Origin of the sequence: Pseudoalteromonas sp. Ld20 (genome assembly GCF_045064175.1) — a bacterium.
In the GTDB taxonomy this organism is placed as follows: Bacteria; Pseudomonadota; Gammaproteobacteria; order Enterobacterales; family Alteromonadaceae; genus Pseudoalteromonas; species Pseudoalteromonas neustonica.
The window spans coordinates 391138-408353 of record NZ_JBISHB010000030.1 but is presented as its reverse complement, the minus strand read 5'-3'; the positions used below and the strand labels follow the sequence as shown (position 1 = coordinate 408353).

Genomic DNA, 17216 nt, shown 5'->3' with positions numbered 1-17216 from the left:
TTAGTGATACAAAAAATGCACAGTACTCTTCACATTCAAAATGTCTGTTAAGCTTTATTTAATTCGAAAAGCGGTAAAACATTCTGGGAGAGTATGGTTTGAGGTATGAAGTTAAGTCGCTCATTTCAAGAAAAAAGAGGGGCAGATCACTTGCCCCTTTGTTTAGTTACTTTGATAGTTTGTTGTGAATTTCGTTGGGTTTAGTGGTACTCAACTCAACCTATGCGGATGCTTTGAATAGTAATATTTTAGGGTGCTACGTATTTTAAAAAACAAAAAAGGCAGGTTCACTTTACCTGCCTTTTTATGACTACCCTTTTATTTGTTACTCTTTTATTTGTTACTCTTTTATTTGTTGAGCAGCTACATTACTCAGCTCGCCCTTGCACACCGTAAATTGCAGGGCGTTTTAGCTGGGCATTTAAAGGTAAGTAACACGCTAGTGCACCGAGGCTAATTACAAACAATAACGTCATAAATAACATACCAAACTGTATAATTTGTGGTATGCCACCAGCAATGAATTGCAATGGTTGCTGTAAGGTCAGCAGTAACGTAATACTCAGTATTATGCCCGCTATTATTGCGCTGCCATTTTGCTTAAATACCAACAAAAACAATGCCAGTGGCTTTGCGCCAATACAAAAATGAATGCCTATTTCAGCGCGGCGTAACAATACCGAGTAACGCATAATGCCTATCAAACCAATGCTGGTTAGGGCAATGGTTGCTGCGATAATCATCAACGTTGTCGCCGATACCACATAATGGCGAAACAGTGCCGTGTCGCGCTGTGCATTTAACGGCTCTAACTGATGCACCGACAACCCTGAGTTGCTATTTTGCAATAACGTATTAAGCGTATTTTTTGTTAATTGCTGGCCCTGCTTAAGCGCTACAATAAATGAACGATAGCCTTTACGTGCTAAAAACGCTTTTGGTTGTGCCTTACTTTGCCCTGGAATGGGCATTGCTTTGACTATGCCTATAATTGTCAGGTCATTCTCGCGCCCTGAGGTCATATCAAAACTTAGCCGCTTGCCTAACGCATTGCCATCTGGCGATAACTGCTTTGCAAACACATCGTTAATAATAATGACCTTTGTATTGCTTTTAGTATCCTCGTTTGTAAAACCTCGCCCCTGTAACACGGGTTGTTTAAGTAATGAAAAATACTGTGCATCAACTGATTTACCATAGGGTAGTACGCTTTGATTGCTTGCCACCTCAACCAATGACCAAGTAATTAAATTATCGTTAATCGGTGATGATGAACGACTTACTTGCCTAACCTCGGGCAATAAAGCAATCTCGTTAGCTACTTGATTTAATAATTGATTTGCTTGTTCTCTATCTGCCGCTACATGGCTTGCTAAATTAACCTCTAGACTGATTAGTTGATCAAGTGGCACTGTAAAAGCATTGTCAATATTGGTTTTATTCACGTTAAAGACTAAAAAATTAATAAATAATAATGTACACGCTACCGCTACTTGAAAGGCGACCAAGCCTTGCCATACGCGCTTACCTACCTGTACTGCTGTACCTTTACCTGCTGATTTTAAACCGCCAATTAATTGTTGATAATTTATAATTCGCGTACATAAAAAGGCGAACAACGTGGTTAATATTAAGCCGCTAAACAATGTGATAAGAAATGATACTGCGTTGATAGAAAGCTCATTAGCGCGCGGTAATATTGCCATGGCAAAATCGCTTAAGGTTGCTAAAAAAGCCGCCGCGAGTGCAAGCCCAATGCTACTTGCCAAAGCAATGAGTAAGGCAACCTCTAGCCAAAATTGCTTAAACAAAGTAAGCCGTGTTGCACCCAGTGCCGCACTCAGTGCTAATGTATGTTTGCGCGCTGCTGTTCGTACTATAAACACGTTACTAATATTTACGCAGGCAATAATAACCAAACCCGCAACGGCTAAAATAAGCCAATAAATATTTTGTGGCGTTTCTTTTAAAATCACTGTTTGCAAGGTGTTTAGCTCAAGCTCGATATGCCAACCTGCAAAAAATGCTTCTGTATCAATATGCTGCTGCCATACGTTATCCACATACTGCGATAACGTTTTACTTGCCTGCTCAAGGCTTATATTACTTGGTAATTTGGCTACAAAATGACTGCGCGAATAACGGTTCCACCAAAACGGCTTAGCTTCTGCTGAGGTTAAATTGTAATCCCACGGGAGCCACACAGCGGTCGTTTGCCCCGTTTTGATAAGTGCAGGCGATTTAAAATCAGCCGCTGCCACACCTATAATTTTAAACTGCTGAGCACCTACGCTCAGTTTTTGGCCTATTATATTATCTTTGCCGGCAAAGTCATTTTGCCAAGTTTGATAACTTATAACTGCAACGGGGTTAAAGCTATCAAGGGCTTCAGTTTGCGTAAAACCACGCCCTAAATGCAGCTTAATGGCGAACATATCAAACCACTGCGGGGTAACAAATGAGGTGTTTACTATGGGTAAGCCCGCTACATCATCTAAGCGTTGTTCACCGTAATACACCAATGCCACTTGCTCAAATAAATTATGGTTTTTATATAAATCAATTAGTGCTGGGTAATTAAAAGCGCGGGTATTGAGCGTGCCTGTTTGGTCAATTTGAGCGTACTCAGCTTTAACTAAACGCGCTTGGTCAGGATACGGTAGCGGTTTTAACAGCATAATATACGCCAGTGTGAGTACGGTAATTAGTGCAGCTAACACTACACTTAATGTTGTAATGACACTTAGGCTATAAACCCGATGATTTATTAAATTAGCAACGGCACTTTTAAGGTTGTAGCTCATTATTGTGCCCCCGTTAGTAATTGATTAACCGGCTTAGTGACGTATTTTTGCATTACCAACACAATAGTCATAAAAGTTAGTAAGGTAATAACCAGTAAAGTAAACCCGCCTAAAGCAGCGCTTAATGGGTTTGCTAACGAGACTGTGGTTAAGTTAAAAATTCCTATTTTTGTAAACACAATAGCTAACACAATGGTAAAGGCACTCACAAAGCCAAACAGCAGGTACTTGGCATGATCAAACAGCATTAATAGCACAACCTGATAAGGCTTAGCACCTATAGCCATTCGTGTGGCAATTTCAGTAAGCCGTATTTGTAAGCTAATACTTAGCACACCATACAAACCAATTGCGGCAATAAACAGTGCGCTTACGGCGGTGCTAATTGCACCATAGAGCGCAAGTTTGCTATGACTAAGCTGCTGCGCATGTTGCTGTTCAAGGCTTATAAATTCACTAATTGCTAAGCGGCTATCAATGTTATTAAGCACACTTAATAGCTGTTGCCTTGTTATTGTTTGTTCGGTGTTTGTTTGTTCGGTATTAGTTTGTCCTGCTTTCGTTTTAATTAAAAAATTAAGTGCCCCAGGGTTTGAGGCTTGATACATTACAAATCGCTCGCCATCAATGTTAGGTAAGTGTTTGTCTGCAACCACGCCAATCACTGTAAACTCACGCTGTGTTGGTGTAATGCGCGTGCCTACGGCGTTGCCTTCTGGACTTAGATAATGAGCAAACGATTGGTTTATAACAATGCCTGAATCGCCGTCTACTAGCTCTTGGTAATTAAAGTTACGCCCAGAAAGCAGTGGTAAATCAAGTAATGAAAAGCTGTGTTCGTCGGCTAGATTTATAAAGCTGGTGTATCGCTCCTGGCGTTTTACATCGTTTATTGGCCAGCCCCAATGATTTGCAAATGGCGAGCGCGCCCGCGATACGGCCTCTACACCCGCTAGGCTATTGAGTGCTTTAACTGTTGCTTGTACAAACTCTTTACTTTGCTCGCGGCTTATTGGCTGCGCGCCTACGGCTTCTACCGATAAGCTATAACGATCAGCCACAGCAAAACCCAGTGGTTGATTTACTTTTTTAAGCGCGTCGTTTATTACCAGTGTTGATGCAAACATCAGCACGCTGGCAAAAGTGATCTGTAAAACAATAAATACTTGGCGTTTGACGTTGTTAATTTGACTACTTTGCCCTTTTCCTGAGCCACTCAATTGTGATTGTAGCTGCCCATAATTTAAATGTGGCGTACTCACCCTTGCTAAAATAACACAGGTAAACACCACAAATAATACAACTGTAAAATAAGAAACCCAGCCGAGCGCAAGCTCATTCACTCTTGGTAAAAACTCGCCAAACTGTGCTTTTATCAGCATTAACGCTAATTGTGCAAGTACTAACGCCAAGCAACTAGCAATGATCAACAAAGTCACAATATCCACTAAGTTACGCATATAAATGTGCTGTGTTTTTGCCCCAACAACATGATGAATAGCAATAGTGTGACTTTGCAGCTGATATTTAGCTAACAATAAATTAGCTACGTTTGTTAAGGCAATCAGTAGTAAACCCACAGATGCTGCAATAAGCACCTGTAAAATAGTTTTACTGTCGCCTAAAATAACTGTGTGTAATGGCGTTACTTGCATATTAAGCTGCCAACCTTTTAAAAAGGCACGCTCGGTCACTTGTGGCAGCCATAGTTGATTAGCGCGCTGTGCAAGCTTTAAAGCAAGTTGTGCAGGGTCAATATTAGTGTTTAATTTAGCTAACATAGCTATCATTGGGCTGATACCAGCCCAGCTCTGCGTTTGATCTTTACGTGGGTTATAACTAAACGGCAGCCATACCTCTCGTGTTTGTGAAGGTCTGTGCATTTGCGGTTCATGAGCAAACTCGTCAAGTACACCGCTGACACTAAAATGGCTCCCTCCAACGCTTAAGGTTTTGCCTATCACGTCGGTATTTGCAGCAAAATGTTGCTGCCAAAACTGATAACTAATCACCGCTTGAGGCCGTTGTTGATCTAAAGCGGTCGTGTCATTTATTACGCTTAAAGGGCTCCCTAGGTGCATTTTCCAATCGAGTAAGTCAAACCACTGCGGGGTAACATAACTCACAAAAACTTTAGGCTGGTTTGGCAACGAGCTAATAATAGCCTCGTCATAATAATTAAGGGCTGCCACACCAAACTCACTTTGATTATTATAAACATCAAGTACACCTGGGTAAGTGAATGCACTATTATCAATTGCGCCATTTTGCTTTATTTGTTGTTGTTCTATTTTATAAAGTGACGACTGATCTGGGTACGGCAATGGCTTTAAAATAACGTTATACGCCAAAGTAATAACACAAATAAGTACCGCAAGTGTTAAACCTACCGTTAATACAAAACTGGTATTTAACAGTGGTTTTTGTTTTAGGTTTTGCCACGCTGTTTGCAAAAAGTATTGCATAATGTTCTCACTAAATTAGCTGTTTATTATGCGCTTAACGCCTCATTGGTATTTACTGCACCGAGCATTTCGCCATCTAATAACTTTAATTGCCTAGTGGCCATATCGCCGTAACGCGGGTCATGTGTGACCATACAAATAGTGGTACCTGCAGCGTTTAGCTCACTGAGAACTTGCATTACTTGGTCGCCCGATTTTGAATCTAAATTACCCGTTGGCTCATCCACTAACAGGATTGCGGGTTGAGCCACCAACGCCCGCGCAATCGCCACGCGTTGTTGCTGACCGCCCGATAACTGGTTCGGTTTATGGCTCATACGATGCCCCAGCCCTACTTTTTCAAGGCACGCTTTTACTTTTTCAGCAATTACTTGCTTGTTTGGTTTAGAGTGATGATAACGCAGTGGTAACGCCACATTGTCAAACACGCTTAGCTCGTCAATTAAATTAAATGATTGAAAAATAAACCCTATTTTTGCATTACGAATTTCAGCCGCTTGATTAAGCGAAAGCGCCGACACGTTTTTCCCTTCAATTAAATACTCGCCGCTGGTTGGCATATCAAGTAGGCCCAATAGTGAAAGTAATGTTGATTTACCACAGCCAGATGGTCCCGATATCGACAAATATTCACCACGATAAATACACAAATCAATACTGCGCAGTGCGTAGGTTTGTAGCTCTTGGGTTTCAAATACCTTACTAATGCCCTTCATTGCTAATACGACATCGGCTTGGGGGTGCGTTATTTTTTGCTCTGTCATTATTTTCATCCTGTTCATTAGTTAATTAAGATTTCGCTATTGCTGCGAGTAAGGTTGGTTAAATCTGAAATAATTAGTTGTTGTTCTAACTTTGCGCCATTAAGTATCTCGATAAAGCGCCCAGCTTCGCGGCCAAATTTTATATTAACCAAGCGTGCGCTTTGCTGCTGTGTGTTTACCTGATACAGCGCTGTTTCAGTGTGCGGTTTTACATTTGCTGGGCGCTCAATATAAGTCACGTTTTTTAGCTGCGCGACATTAATATTGGCATCAACTGTTAATTGCGGCCTGACATTTTCAGGAAGTTCTTTAGGCAGAGATAATTCTACCTCTACTGTATTGTTGATCACCACAGGGCTTATACGTGCTACCTTTGCCGTTACTATACCGCGGCGTGTATCTACTTCTGCTAGCTGCCCTAATCGAATATCATCCACTTGATTTTGTGGTACTTGAATAATCGCAATGAGTGAATCAACCGAGCCGATAAGCGCAATTTCTTGCCCTGCGTTTACACTTTGCCCAAGCTCTACTGGTAAGCGCTGTAATACGCCATTCATCCCAGCCACCACAGATAAGTTAGCCAATTGTGTTTGTGCCATACCCACTAAACCTTGTTGCTGCTTTATTTGCTCAAGCTGAATTTTTTCAGACTCTATATGCACGGCTTTTAGTTGCTCAGCACGCTGCTTGGCGATCGCTAATTGCTGACTCAGTTGTTGCTCGTCTAGCACGCTACGTTGATAATTAAGCGTTGAAACAATACCCTGCTCAACTAAACTTGTTTCAGCTTTTAATTGTAATTTAGCATTTTCGTAAGCGGCATGGCTTTGTGCTACATGAGAGCGTTCATTTAAAAGTTCGCGGGTATTATTTAACCTTAACTGGCGTAAATTAGCGTTGAGTTTATTAAGCTCTTGTTGGGCGCTTTCAAGTTGCTGCTCAAGTGTTGGATTGGCTAATTGCACTATTACCGAGTCACTGGTCACAATTGCACCGGGCTTTAATAAAATAGCCTGTACTGTGGCGGGTGTTTTTGCCGTTAGCAATTGCTGCTGCGCTGATTTAAGCTCGCCATAACCTGTAACTGTAACCGCAAGCGCGCCTTGACGTACATTAGCGACAATTATATTACTGCGCGCCACAGACACCCCTACTTGGCTACTGCGCTGATAAATCACTCCTGCAATTAAAATAATAGCCAGTAGTAAAATTAACTTATGCCAAAGCGATAACTGCTTTACTACTTTTGTTTTTGCTATGTCCATATTTCACCGCGTTATGCTTTGTATGTTTAAGCTATTGCGAAACACATGCCAACATTAAAATCTAATAAATACATAGCATTATAAATTTACATTATTTAAAAACCCTTATAGAGCTGCGATACCGGACTACCCAGTACCAGTTTGAAACTGGCTATGATCTAGCGCTTTCAATATGCTCAAAACAGCAACCCCAAAACCGGACTCAAATAGTCCATAACCGGACTAAAACACCTTATATACCCAAGCCACCTCAAGATACAGTTTCAGTTGGAGTTAAAAGCGATTCAGGCAAGGCATTGATTGCAAATAATGGTTGTTCCCTTGTTAAAATCATTCCCTTATAAAAGTAACGCAGTATAAATCGCTTTTAAACCAACCCGCAGGGCGTTTCACAGGCGCTTACTCTCATCGTTGTTACTTCTTAAAAGGGACTGATCATCTTTAAATAACTAACAAGCTGAAATACAAAAATAAAATCACTGGCATAGAAATCGCTATACGCTACAATCATCCTGCGCTTATTCACCTATTTCACCTATTTGGAAGTTTATGTCTGCCACTATTTTGATCATCGAAGATAGCCCTGAAATCCGCCTAAGCGCGCGCTTTATATTAGAAGATAACGGCTATCAGGTGCTCGAATGCGATTCGCCTTTTACAGCACACACACTAATTGAAGACAGCCAAGCGATTGACCTTATTTTGCTTGATATGAATTTTACCCGCGACACCACCTCAGGTGACGAAGGCATGGCGTTTTTACAGCACTTACATAAACAGCAATTAGACATTCCCGTCATTGCAATGACTGCGTGGTCGAGCGTCGATCTGGCGGTGCGCGCTATGCAACTAGGTGCATGTGACTTTATTGAAAAACCATGGCAAAACCAGCGTTTATTAAAATTGCTCGATCAGCAACTCACGCTTAAAAAGTTAAATAAACAAAACCAAAAATTGCAGCAACAGCTTAACGATCATACCTCGCCTACATTTGTGTATCAGTCACACGCGATGCAACAGCTGATAAGTCAGTTAGCTAAAGTATCTAAAACCGATGCCAACATTTTACTAACCGGTGAAAATGGCACGGGTAAAAGCCAATTAGCACAATGGCTTCATCAGCAATCTACGCGCCATACACAACCGTTTATTGCGGTGAATATGGGGGCTATAGTTGAATCGTTATTTGAAAGCGAAATGTTTGGTCATAAAAAAGGTGCGTTTACTGATGCTAAAAATGAACGCATTGGCCGCTTTGAACTGGCCGATAACGGCAGTTTATTTTTAGACGAAATAGCCAATATACCGCTACCACAGCAAGCGAAATTACTGCGGGTACTCGAAAGCCAAGAGTTTGAGATGGTTGGCGCGAGTCAAACTAAAAAAACCAATGTACGTTTAATAAGCGCCACCAATGGCGATATTGCCACACTGATAAAACAAGGTCAGTTTAGAGAAGATTTATACTACCGGGTAAACACGTTGGAGTTTGTTATACCGCCACTGCGTGAACGAATGGAAGATATAGTGCCTTTGTGCGAGCACTTTATAAATTTACATGCTAAAAAATACTCAAGCGCTATGCTTACCCTAAGCGAATGCGCTAAACAGGCATTAAACCACTATCCTTGGCCAGGTAATGTACGCGAGTTAAGCCATGTAATTGAACGGGCAATATTACTAGCAGCAACCGATACATTGACCGCCAATGACTTAAATTTACAAAGCAATCAAAGCAGTAACACATTACCATTAATGACACTAGAGCACGCTGAGCGCCAACTAATTAATTTAGCGCTAAAACAAACTCAGGGGCATATTCCTAACGCCGCAAAATTATTAGGTTTAGGCAAATCATCTATGTATCGTCGCCTTGAGAAATACGGTATCACTGTATGAAAAACTGGATAACAAACGGTATAAAAATAAATAGCCTTTATCACTCATCGCTTGAACGCAGCTTAATTGGCTTTGCACTGTTAAGTGGCACTTTAGCGGCGTTGGGTTGCTATTTTATTGGCCAATATTTTGCTTTATCAGTTGTTACTTCTACCGTTATTTCAAGTCTATTTTTAGCTATTTACCTTAAACTGTTTACTCGTACCTACAAAAAAGTGATCAACAGCTTTAACCGCAATCACGCCCACTTAGATGCCATTTTAAACGAAGATTACAACCAACTCGTTAAGCCCAGCTATCAGGCAGGGAGTATTCACCAATTACAACAAAGCTTGATCGAGTTAAGTGAAGAGTTATTTAAAAAGAAGTCGCGCTACGATCAGCATGTGTTTTTGGTGTATCAATTAATTGAGCATTTTAATGTGCCGATCATGGTGCTCGATCAACACAATAAACTCAGCTATGCCAATAATGCGTTTAGTGAATTTAAACAGACACAATGGCAAACCTTACGCTACACCAGCGCAGAACAATTAGGGCTTACAAAACAAGGCGCACATTGGCAATTTAGCGATGTTATTACAGCCCAGCAATGGCAAATACGTCACAGTGAATTTATAGAGCAAGGCAGCTGTCATCAGCTTATTGTTATGATTGACATCACCTCAGCCCTTCGCGAAAACCAACTGCAAGCATGGCAGCAAATTATTCGCGTACTTGGTCACGAAATTCGCAACTCACTCACCCCTGTTACTGCTATGGCTGAAAATCTCGCCGTGAAGCTCACCGAGCCACGCCAGGTACAAGCGCTTAATGTAATAAGTGAGCGCTGTAATTATCTTAATGAGTTTGTCACCCGCTATGGCGATATAAATAAACCACTGACGCTCAATATAGTTGAAATAGACACGGCTGCATTTTTAAAACAAGTATGTGCTATTTATCCTGATGTTAAATTTAGCTGCGTGACTAACGCCACAACCTTTAAGGCCGACCGCACGTTTATTCACCAAGTGATGATCAACCTAGTAAAAAATGCCATCGAAGCAAGCATCCCGCCCATAAAAATAGCACTGAGCGTGCATAATCAAGGCAAAGTAAACTGCATCACCATTGATGATAACGGCCATGGGCTCGCCAACCCCGACAACATATTCGTGCCATTTTACACTACTAAACAACAGGGCCAAGGCATCGGCCTCAGCTTTTGCCGTAACGTAATAGAGCAACATCACGGTAGCTTGAGTTTAATAAACAAGAACAAAACCCAAGGCGTGATCGCAACCGTCTTGCTGCCTAATTAGTTAATATCGAAAATAAATAATAAAAGATATTTAGCGCAATCTGTGAATACTTTTTTGCACAAACGTTTCGTTTTTTAAATATAACAGCGAAAATGCCCAGCCTCACTCACATTTAACTTAGTGTAATGTGCTGTAATATACTTTTTTTTGAGCCCCTCCTACACTTTTCCTCGATAAATGAATGACCGCACAATAATGTGCAGCACATATAAAAGGAAGAAGAAAATGTCTAATGAAAGCTTATACCTAGTTAAACTACAATTTAAATCTTCTGTAGTTGGTGGGGGTTCTATGGAGATCCAACTTGCCGTAGATCCAGTAACAGGCTCATTAAATGGTCGAGCGAATGGGAGCATTCAAGAAGGGACGCAGCATTCACCTCATTTCACATCCAGTGCATCAGGACATATGCATGCAACTGGCTTTAATGGTGTCACTAAAGTGGGTGCTGTAACAGGCCAAGCCGTTGTATCTTTCCCACCACCGGCAATTGGTAGTTACCAGTCTCCATTTACCGCAAGCTTTGGCGTTGACAATGAATACAATGGTAAAGGTAGTTTCTCTGTTGGTGATAACACCTATCAATGTGAAGTAAGCCTAATAGACTAATCGATTGAAGTTAGTTTTTATATTAAATGGCATTCAATTTTGTTGAATGCCAAATACCAATCGGGATAGATATGGGGTCTATTTAATGATAAAAAAATTGCGCTATAACTAGGGCGTGTTGACCTTTCGTGATTGATTTTGCAGCAGTATGTTTGGTATTTAGGCAAGGCAGAGCCTATGTCGTGTGGTTGTTCCCCATAAATAGGCGATAACGCAGTATAAATGCCAAACATGCGCTGCCCAAAGGGTTCTTCCTAGGGGCGATTGACTCTTTGTTGCTCGGTTTTTACTTAGCCCGCTAGGTTACAAACCTCGCGCCGCGATTAAATCGCCCCTAGATTGAACAAATTTCAATCCACAAAGGTCAACACGCCCTAGGCAAAAACTTTTATATCTAGTTGTTCTAAATAAAAAATTTTTAACGACATTATAGCGTGATTTAATTCGTTAAATTGTTCAAATATTTATGCAGATTGGTATAAGTCCCCACCAAAACCAAATACTCTAAACCTTATACCAATCGACTTTATTTCAGACATAAAAAAACCCCGACCAATTTGGTCAGGGCTATTAAAAGTGGTACCAGCGGCCGGACTTGAACCGGCACGCCTTTCGGCAGGGGATTTTGAATCCCCCATGTATACCAATTTCATCACGCTGGCATCATTTTTCTTTAACCTTCTAACATGAGAAGATAAAGAAAAACCACTTTAGAGCTAGGACTTATCGAGCCGTCTTCGTCTCTATGCCAAGCATTATACAAACAATAAACACTGCGGCAAGCGTTTTTTACAAAACAACGATCAACCGCTTAACAATTAAGCAACCATTAACATTCAATAAGGCTTGTAACTGTGTTGAGTGTTTGTGTGAGCCTAGTATTTATCAGCCTATTTGCTAAACTAGCGCGCATATTAACTTTGTGAGTGTATTTATGTCTGGTGAGTTTCCTCGTGCGGGGTTTTGGCGCCGCTTTGCTTCATTGATTTACGACTCTTTAGTCGTCATTTCATTATCAATGCTTACAGCGATACTCTATTTTGCGGCTATTCAGGCTTTAATTGCATTGGGTGTTATTGCAAAAACTGACGATCCTGCTGCGTTTATACAAGAGTCACCGCTTTTGTATGGTATTAGAAGTGCGTTATTTATTGGCGTTAACGTGGTGTTCTTTGCTTATTTTTGGACTAAAAGTGGTCAAACAATTGGGATGCGTGCATGGCGTTTAAAAGTTCAAACACGTGATGGCGCGTTAATAAGTTGGCCACAAGCCGTTATTCGTAGTTTAAGTGCATTACTTGGGCTTGGCACGTTAGTGGTATTAATTGATTTTAAAAATAAACGTGCTCTGCAAGATTACATATCAAAAACAGACATGGTATCGCTAACTAAAGAAGAGAATAAGCGTATTTATCAATCTTTAGATTAAAACTAAGTTACTCAGGAGCTAGGGTTCTAGCTCCTAGCTATCAGTTTCGCTTGTTAAGTAAATACGTCGCAAAGCCAATAAAAATAACGCTTGGTAAGGTGGCGCCAACCACCGCAGGAATTTGATACACCATTACCACGGGGCCAAATATTTCATTTGTTAAGTGAAATACAATACCCGTGACAACGCCCATAACAATTCGTGCGCCCATTGTTACTGTTCTAAGCGGGCCAAATATAAATGACAGTGCAACTAATAACATCACCGCAATAGAAACCGGCTGCATGATTTTACGCCATAACGCTAATTCATATGTGCTGGTGTCTTGCTCATTTTGCTCTAAATAACTCAAATAAGACCACAAACCAGTAAACGATAACGACTCAGGTTTTACTGATACTACACCGAGTTTTTCAGCGGTTAATTGTGATTCGTAAAACTCTTCTTTTAGCTGTAGTGTCGTTATTTGCTGCTCGCCAAGCTGCACTTTATTTACATCACGCAGTAGCCAACCATCTTTGCGCCCTACGGCCTGATTAGCTTTTGTTATTTGGGTTAATTGCAATGATTTATCAAAGTGATACATGTTCACGCCATGTAATACGCCATTTTGATCAACATCTTCTATATTAATAAAATTATTGCCATCTTTGGCCCAGACGCCTTGCTGCGCATTAAATACATCTCCACCATAAATCGCTTGGTTACGCATTTCTTTAGCTTTAAGTTGTGCAGCCGGTGCGCCCCACTCACCCAATGCCATCATGCACAGTGCCATAAATATTGCCGTTTTCATCACCGAGACAATAATCTGCAAGCGTGACATACCAGCTGCTTGCATAACCACCAGCTCACTATTCGATGCCAGTGCACCTAAGCCAGTTAAACCACCTATTAATGCGGCCATAGGGAAAAATACCACTAAGTCACCAGGCATGCTGTATAAGGTATATAACAACGCATTGGAAATATCGTAACTACCGCGCCCTACAGACTTAAGCTGCTCAATGAATTTGATGAGCGTGCTAATACCAACCAGTACCATTAAAGCAAAGCCCGTGGTTTGCAAAATGCTACGGCCTAAGTACCAATCAAGCATTTTCATCATGCGCCTAACTCCCGCTTAGTAACAATTGCTTTGAGCCAAGCACCTAAAGGCCGCCCTTTTATAATCAAAAAGCCACCGATAAATAATGCGGTAAAGTGGATCCACCACAGGCCAATTGATGGCGGTATTTTGCCATCCTCTACTGCAAATTTAGCCGCATTAAGTAAAATAAAATACCCTAAATACAAACTGATTGCTGGCACTAACTTAGCAAACTTTCCTTGGCGAGGGTTTACTACACTTAAAGGAACTGCAAGTAAGGTTAATAACGGAATAGAAAGCGGGATAGCCATGCGCCATTGCCATTGTGCTATTGCTTCTGTGGTATTCATAGCCATCAAATCAATAGTTGGTATGGCTTCTAGTTTGCGGCGTTGGTGTTCGATCTCTTGCCCGCGTATTTGTACGCTATAGCCATCGAATTCAGTTAGGTTGAGAGCCGGCGTTTTTCCATCGGTTTCGTAACGTTTACCATCACTGAGCACCAATTGTTGCTCCCCATTTTCTTGTTCAACCACCACACCGCGCTCTGCATACACTAAACGCGCTAAATTATCTTTTTTACTGTCTGGTAGTTGCGCTACAAATACTTTATTTAATTCTTTGCCACCGTTATCAATGTTGTGAATGAATACAACCGCTTTTTCATTACCCGTTTGCTGAAAACGCCCAGCCCGCAGTGCCGATAAACCCGCATCTGCTTTAGCTTGCTCTTTTAGTTGATATTCTTGCTCACTCGCCCATGGCGCGACATACAATGTGAGTACCCCCGCTAATAACGCTAAGACAAAGCTTGAAATTAGCGTAACGCGCACCACATACCATTCGCTTACACCGCACGCTTTAAGTACAGTCATTTCGCTGTCGGCATAAATACGGCTATACGCGAGAATGATCCCTAAAAAGATACTCAAAGGTAAGATTAAAGATGCAAGTTGCGGTAGTTTTAATGCAATCATCGACAACACTAACTTGGCAGGAATTCCACCTTCAGAGGCGTCACTTAAAATACCTACAAACTTTTGCGATAAAAAGATAGTCATTAAGGTTAGGAATACGGCGACCTGTGACTTTAAAACTTCAGTGGTCAAATAACGGAAAATTAGCAATGCTCGCCCCTGTTAAACATCGTGTTTCACTTCAATAGTAAGAAAATGTGAGTAAACTTAGCGTTTTACTTCGTTATTATATGTCATCAACATTAAATATCATACCTAGCAGCTCGATATATTGTTGCTTTAGTGGTATTGATAGCGACAAAAGTATAAAGTTCAAATACACATAATGAGTCAGGCTTTATAAGCTAGTATTAAACCAATAACTAGATTTTTATTTTATTGCCCTTATTAAAGGGAGCTATGACTCAAAATTAGGAGTGACAATGGAATTTAGCGTAAAAAGTGGTAGTCCTGAGAAGCAACGTAGCGCATGTATTGTAGTTGGCGTTTATGAGCCACGTCGCTTATCCCCCATTGGTGAGCAACTCGATAAAATCAGCGATGGTTATATCTCTAATTTATTACGTCGTGGTGACCTTGAAGGTAAACCGGGACAAGTATTGTTATTACATCATGTACCTAACGTATTAAGTGAGCGCATACTACTAGTAGGCTGTGGTAAAGAGCGTGAACTTGATGATAAACAATATAAACAAATTATTTCTAAAACCATTAATACCCTTAACGAAACAGGGTCGATGGAAGCAGTTTGCTTTTTAACAGAGCAACACGTTAAAAGTCGTGATACTTATTGGAAAGTACGCCAAGCCGTAGAAACAACGCAAGATTGCCTGTATACGTTTAATCAATTAAAAAGTAAAAAAAGCGACCCTCGTCGCCCACTGCGTAAAATTGTATTTAATGTACCAACCCGTCGTGAGCTCACAATTGGCGAAAGCGCAATTGAACATGGTTTAGCGATTGCAGCAGGTAGTAAGCTTTGTAAAGATGTAGCAAACATGCCACCAAATATCTGTAACCCAGCTTATTTAGGTGAACAAGCACAAGAGCTTGCGACTAACTTTGACAATATCACTGTTGATATTATCGGTGAAGAAAAAATGGCTGAGCTAGGTATGAACTCTTACTTAGCCGTTGGCCGTGGTAGCGATAACGAATCGGTCATGTCGATTATTAATTACCAAGGCGGCGCAAAAGAACAAGCCCCTATTGTACTGGTAGGTAAAGGCTTAACCTTTGACTCTGGTGGTATTTCGCTTAAACCAGGCGAAGGCATGGATGAAATGAAATACGACATGGGTGGCGCTGCTGGTGTTATTGGTGCAATGCGCGCATTAGCACAAATGCAGTTACCGATTAACGTTATTGGTGTTTTAGCTGGCTGTGAAAATATGCCAAGTTCAAATGCTTATCGCCCGGGTGATATTTTAACAACTATGTCAGGGCAAACGGTTGAAGTACTTAATACCGATGCTGAAGGGCGTTTAGTGTTATGTGACGCACTGACGTATGTTGAACGCTTTGAACCTGAAACGGTAATTGATGTTGCGACCTTAACCGGTGCCTGTATTGTTGCACTTGGGGCACATGCAACGGGTTTGCTATCAAACCATAACCCGCTTGCTCATGACTTACTTAAAGCATCTGAGCAAAGTGGCGACCGTGCTTGGCAACTACCGCTGTGGGATGACTATCAAGATCAACTTGAAAGCCCATTTGCTGACTTTACCAATTTGGGCGGACGCGCAGCCGGCACAATTACTGCGGCGTGTTTCTTATCTAAATTTACTAAAAAGTATAACTGGGCGCATTTAGATGTAGCCGGTACAGCATGGCGCAGCGGTAAAAATAAAGGGGCGACAGGCCGTCCGGTCCCTATGCTAACGCAATACTTATTAAATCGTGCTGGTGTAAGCGAAGCCGCACAAGATTAATGAGTTAGTTTAATACCAACATTAAAAAAGGCGCTTTTTAGCGCCTTTTTTATTAAGACCTAACGCAGTGTATTAATTGAAGCAAACCCCGTTCTATGGCAAAATCCCTGCTCTGATTTATGTGTACTAACTCGTATAACATGCAATGCAATGGGAAGTCCCGATACTATGAACATGAACGCCCAGTTTTTCGTTCTAAAGCAACAAGATGAATCGCAAGCGAAGGCTGATGATCACTTTAGCTTAGCTGCTGATATTGCAGCTGAACAGTATCGTCTTGGCCAGCGTGTTTTTATTTTTGTAGATAACGCCGATACTGCCCACGCCATTGATGAAACGATTTGGTCATTTGACCCCGACAGTTTTGTGCCACATAACCTTCAAGGTGAAGGCCCAAAAGGTGGTGCGCCAGTTGAAATAGGCACAACCCCACCGGTTGGAAATCGTAAAGTTTTAATAAACTTGGCTGCACACCTTCCGGATTTTATTCGGCGGTTTAACCAAGTTTTTGATTTTGTACCCGTAGAATCTGTAGCTAAACAAGCCGCCCGTGAGCGCTTTAAAAAGCTACGCCAACTCGGTGCAAACATCACCACGCAAGATATAAATCGCTAAGATGCCCAAGGTAAAATAGCAAACCAACTCATTTAAGTACTTATTTAAGGTTCTGTGT

General features: G+C 41.2%; 12 protein-coding genes and 1 tRNA gene. 6 read left to right on the top strand and 7 right to left on the bottom strand.

Annotated elements, in window-relative coordinates; genetic code table 11:
- Positions 1 to 368 precede the first annotated feature (368 nt).
- Genes ACJJVX_RS07575 through ACJJVX_RS07560 form a run of 4 tightly spaced genes read right to left on the bottom strand, consistent with a single transcriptional unit; the run spans position 369 to position 7301 of the window.
- Entirely contained in the window at positions 369 to 2804 is a 2436-nt protein-coding gene (locus tag ACJJVX_RS07575; RefSeq protein ID WP_405630862.1) for an ABC transporter permease, read from the bottom strand.
- Positions 2804 to 5269, bottom strand: coding sequence for an ABC transporter permease (locus ACJJVX_RS07570; protein ID WP_405630860.1), 2466 nt, complete (start codon positions 5267 to 5269; stop codon positions 2804 to 2806). Before ACJJVX_RS07570 ends, ACJJVX_RS07575 begins: the two co-directional genes overlap by 1 nt.
- A 26-nt stretch (positions 5270 to 5295) precedes the next feature.
- Positions 5296 to 6033 carry an ABC transporter ATP-binding protein gene (locus ACJJVX_RS07565; RefSeq protein WP_054203175.1) on the bottom strand — a complete coding sequence of 246 codons (738 nt, stop codon included), beginning with the start codon at positions 6031 to 6033 and terminating at the stop codon, positions 5296 to 5298.
- 17 nt (positions 6034 to 6050) lie between these two features.
- Positions 6051 to 7301 carry an HlyD family secretion protein gene (locus ACJJVX_RS07560; RefSeq protein ID WP_405630857.1) on the bottom strand — a complete coding sequence of 417 codons (1251 nt, stop codon included), beginning with the start codon at positions 7299 to 7301 and terminating at the stop codon, positions 6051 to 6053.
- Positions 7302 to 7850: 549 nt separating this feature from the next.
- On the opposite strand from ACJJVX_RS07560, the gene ACJJVX_RS07555 reads away from it, so the two are divergent.
- The 3 genes from ACJJVX_RS07555 (at position 7851) to ACJJVX_RS07545 (ending at position 11113) form a co-directional block, all read left to right on the top strand.
- Positions 7851 to 9200: a sigma-54 dependent transcriptional regulator gene (locus ACJJVX_RS07555; RefSeq protein ID WP_170173773.1), complete on the top strand. Its 1350-nt coding sequence runs from the start codon at positions 7851 to 7853 to the stop codon at positions 9198 to 9200.
- Positions 9197 to 10504, top strand: a complete 1308-nt coding sequence (locus ACJJVX_RS07550) for a sensor histidine kinase (protein ID WP_405630854.1) — start codon at positions 9197 to 9199, stop codon at positions 10502 to 10504. Before ACJJVX_RS07555 ends, ACJJVX_RS07550 begins: the two co-directional genes overlap by 4 nt.
- A 225-nt stretch (positions 10505 to 10729) precedes the next feature.
- Complete coding sequence (locus tag ACJJVX_RS07545; protein WP_054203172.1) at positions 10730 to 11113, top strand: DUF1842 domain-containing protein; 384 nt, start codon at positions 10730 to 10732, stop codon at positions 11111 to 11113.
- A gap of 577 nt (positions 11114 to 11690) precedes the next feature.
- Here the strand turns inward: ACJJVX_RS07545 and ACJJVX_RS07540 are convergent.
- Positions 11691 to 11775 (bottom strand) — tRNA-Leu (locus tag ACJJVX_RS07540).
- A 272-nt stretch (positions 11776 to 12047) separates the two neighbouring features.
- Between ACJJVX_RS07540 and ACJJVX_RS07535 the strand changes: the two genes are divergently transcribed.
- The gene (locus ACJJVX_RS07535; protein WP_405630852.1) at positions 12048 to 12542 is read left to right on the top strand and encodes an RDD family protein; all 495 of its coding nucleotides are present in this window, start codon (positions 12048 to 12050) and stop codon (positions 12540 to 12542) included.
- A 40-nt stretch (positions 12543 to 12582) separates the two neighbouring features.
- Here ACJJVX_RS07535 and lptG read toward each other — a convergent pair whose 3' ends face one another.
- Both lptG and lptF read right to left on the bottom strand, forming a co-directional pair.
- Entirely contained in the window at positions 12583 to 13650 is a 1068-nt protein-coding gene (lptG, locus tag ACJJVX_RS07530; protein ID WP_054203170.1) for an LPS export ABC transporter permease LptG, read from the bottom strand.
- Positions 13647 to 14759 carry an LPS export ABC transporter permease LptF gene (gene lptF / locus ACJJVX_RS07525; protein WP_054203169.1) on the bottom strand — a complete coding sequence of 371 codons (1113 nt, stop codon included), beginning with the start codon at positions 14757 to 14759 and terminating at the stop codon, positions 13647 to 13649. The genes lptG and lptF overlap by 4 nt, the downstream gene beginning before the upstream one ends.
- Positions 14760 to 15031: 272 nt before the next feature.
- On the opposite strand from lptF, the gene pepA reads away from it, so the two are divergent.
- Both pepA and ACJJVX_RS07515 read left to right on the top strand, forming a co-directional pair.
- Positions 15032 to 16543, top strand: a complete 1512-nt coding sequence (gene pepA / locus ACJJVX_RS07520; protein ID WP_054203168.1) for a leucyl aminopeptidase — start codon at positions 15032 to 15034, stop codon at positions 16541 to 16543.
- Positions 16544 to 16711: 168 nt separating this feature from the next.
- Positions 16712 to 17158: a DNA polymerase III subunit chi gene (locus ACJJVX_RS07515; RefSeq protein ID WP_054203167.1), complete on the top strand. Its 447-nt coding sequence runs from the start codon at positions 16712 to 16714 to the stop codon at positions 17156 to 17158.
- Positions 17159 to 17216: the final 58 nt, after the last annotated feature.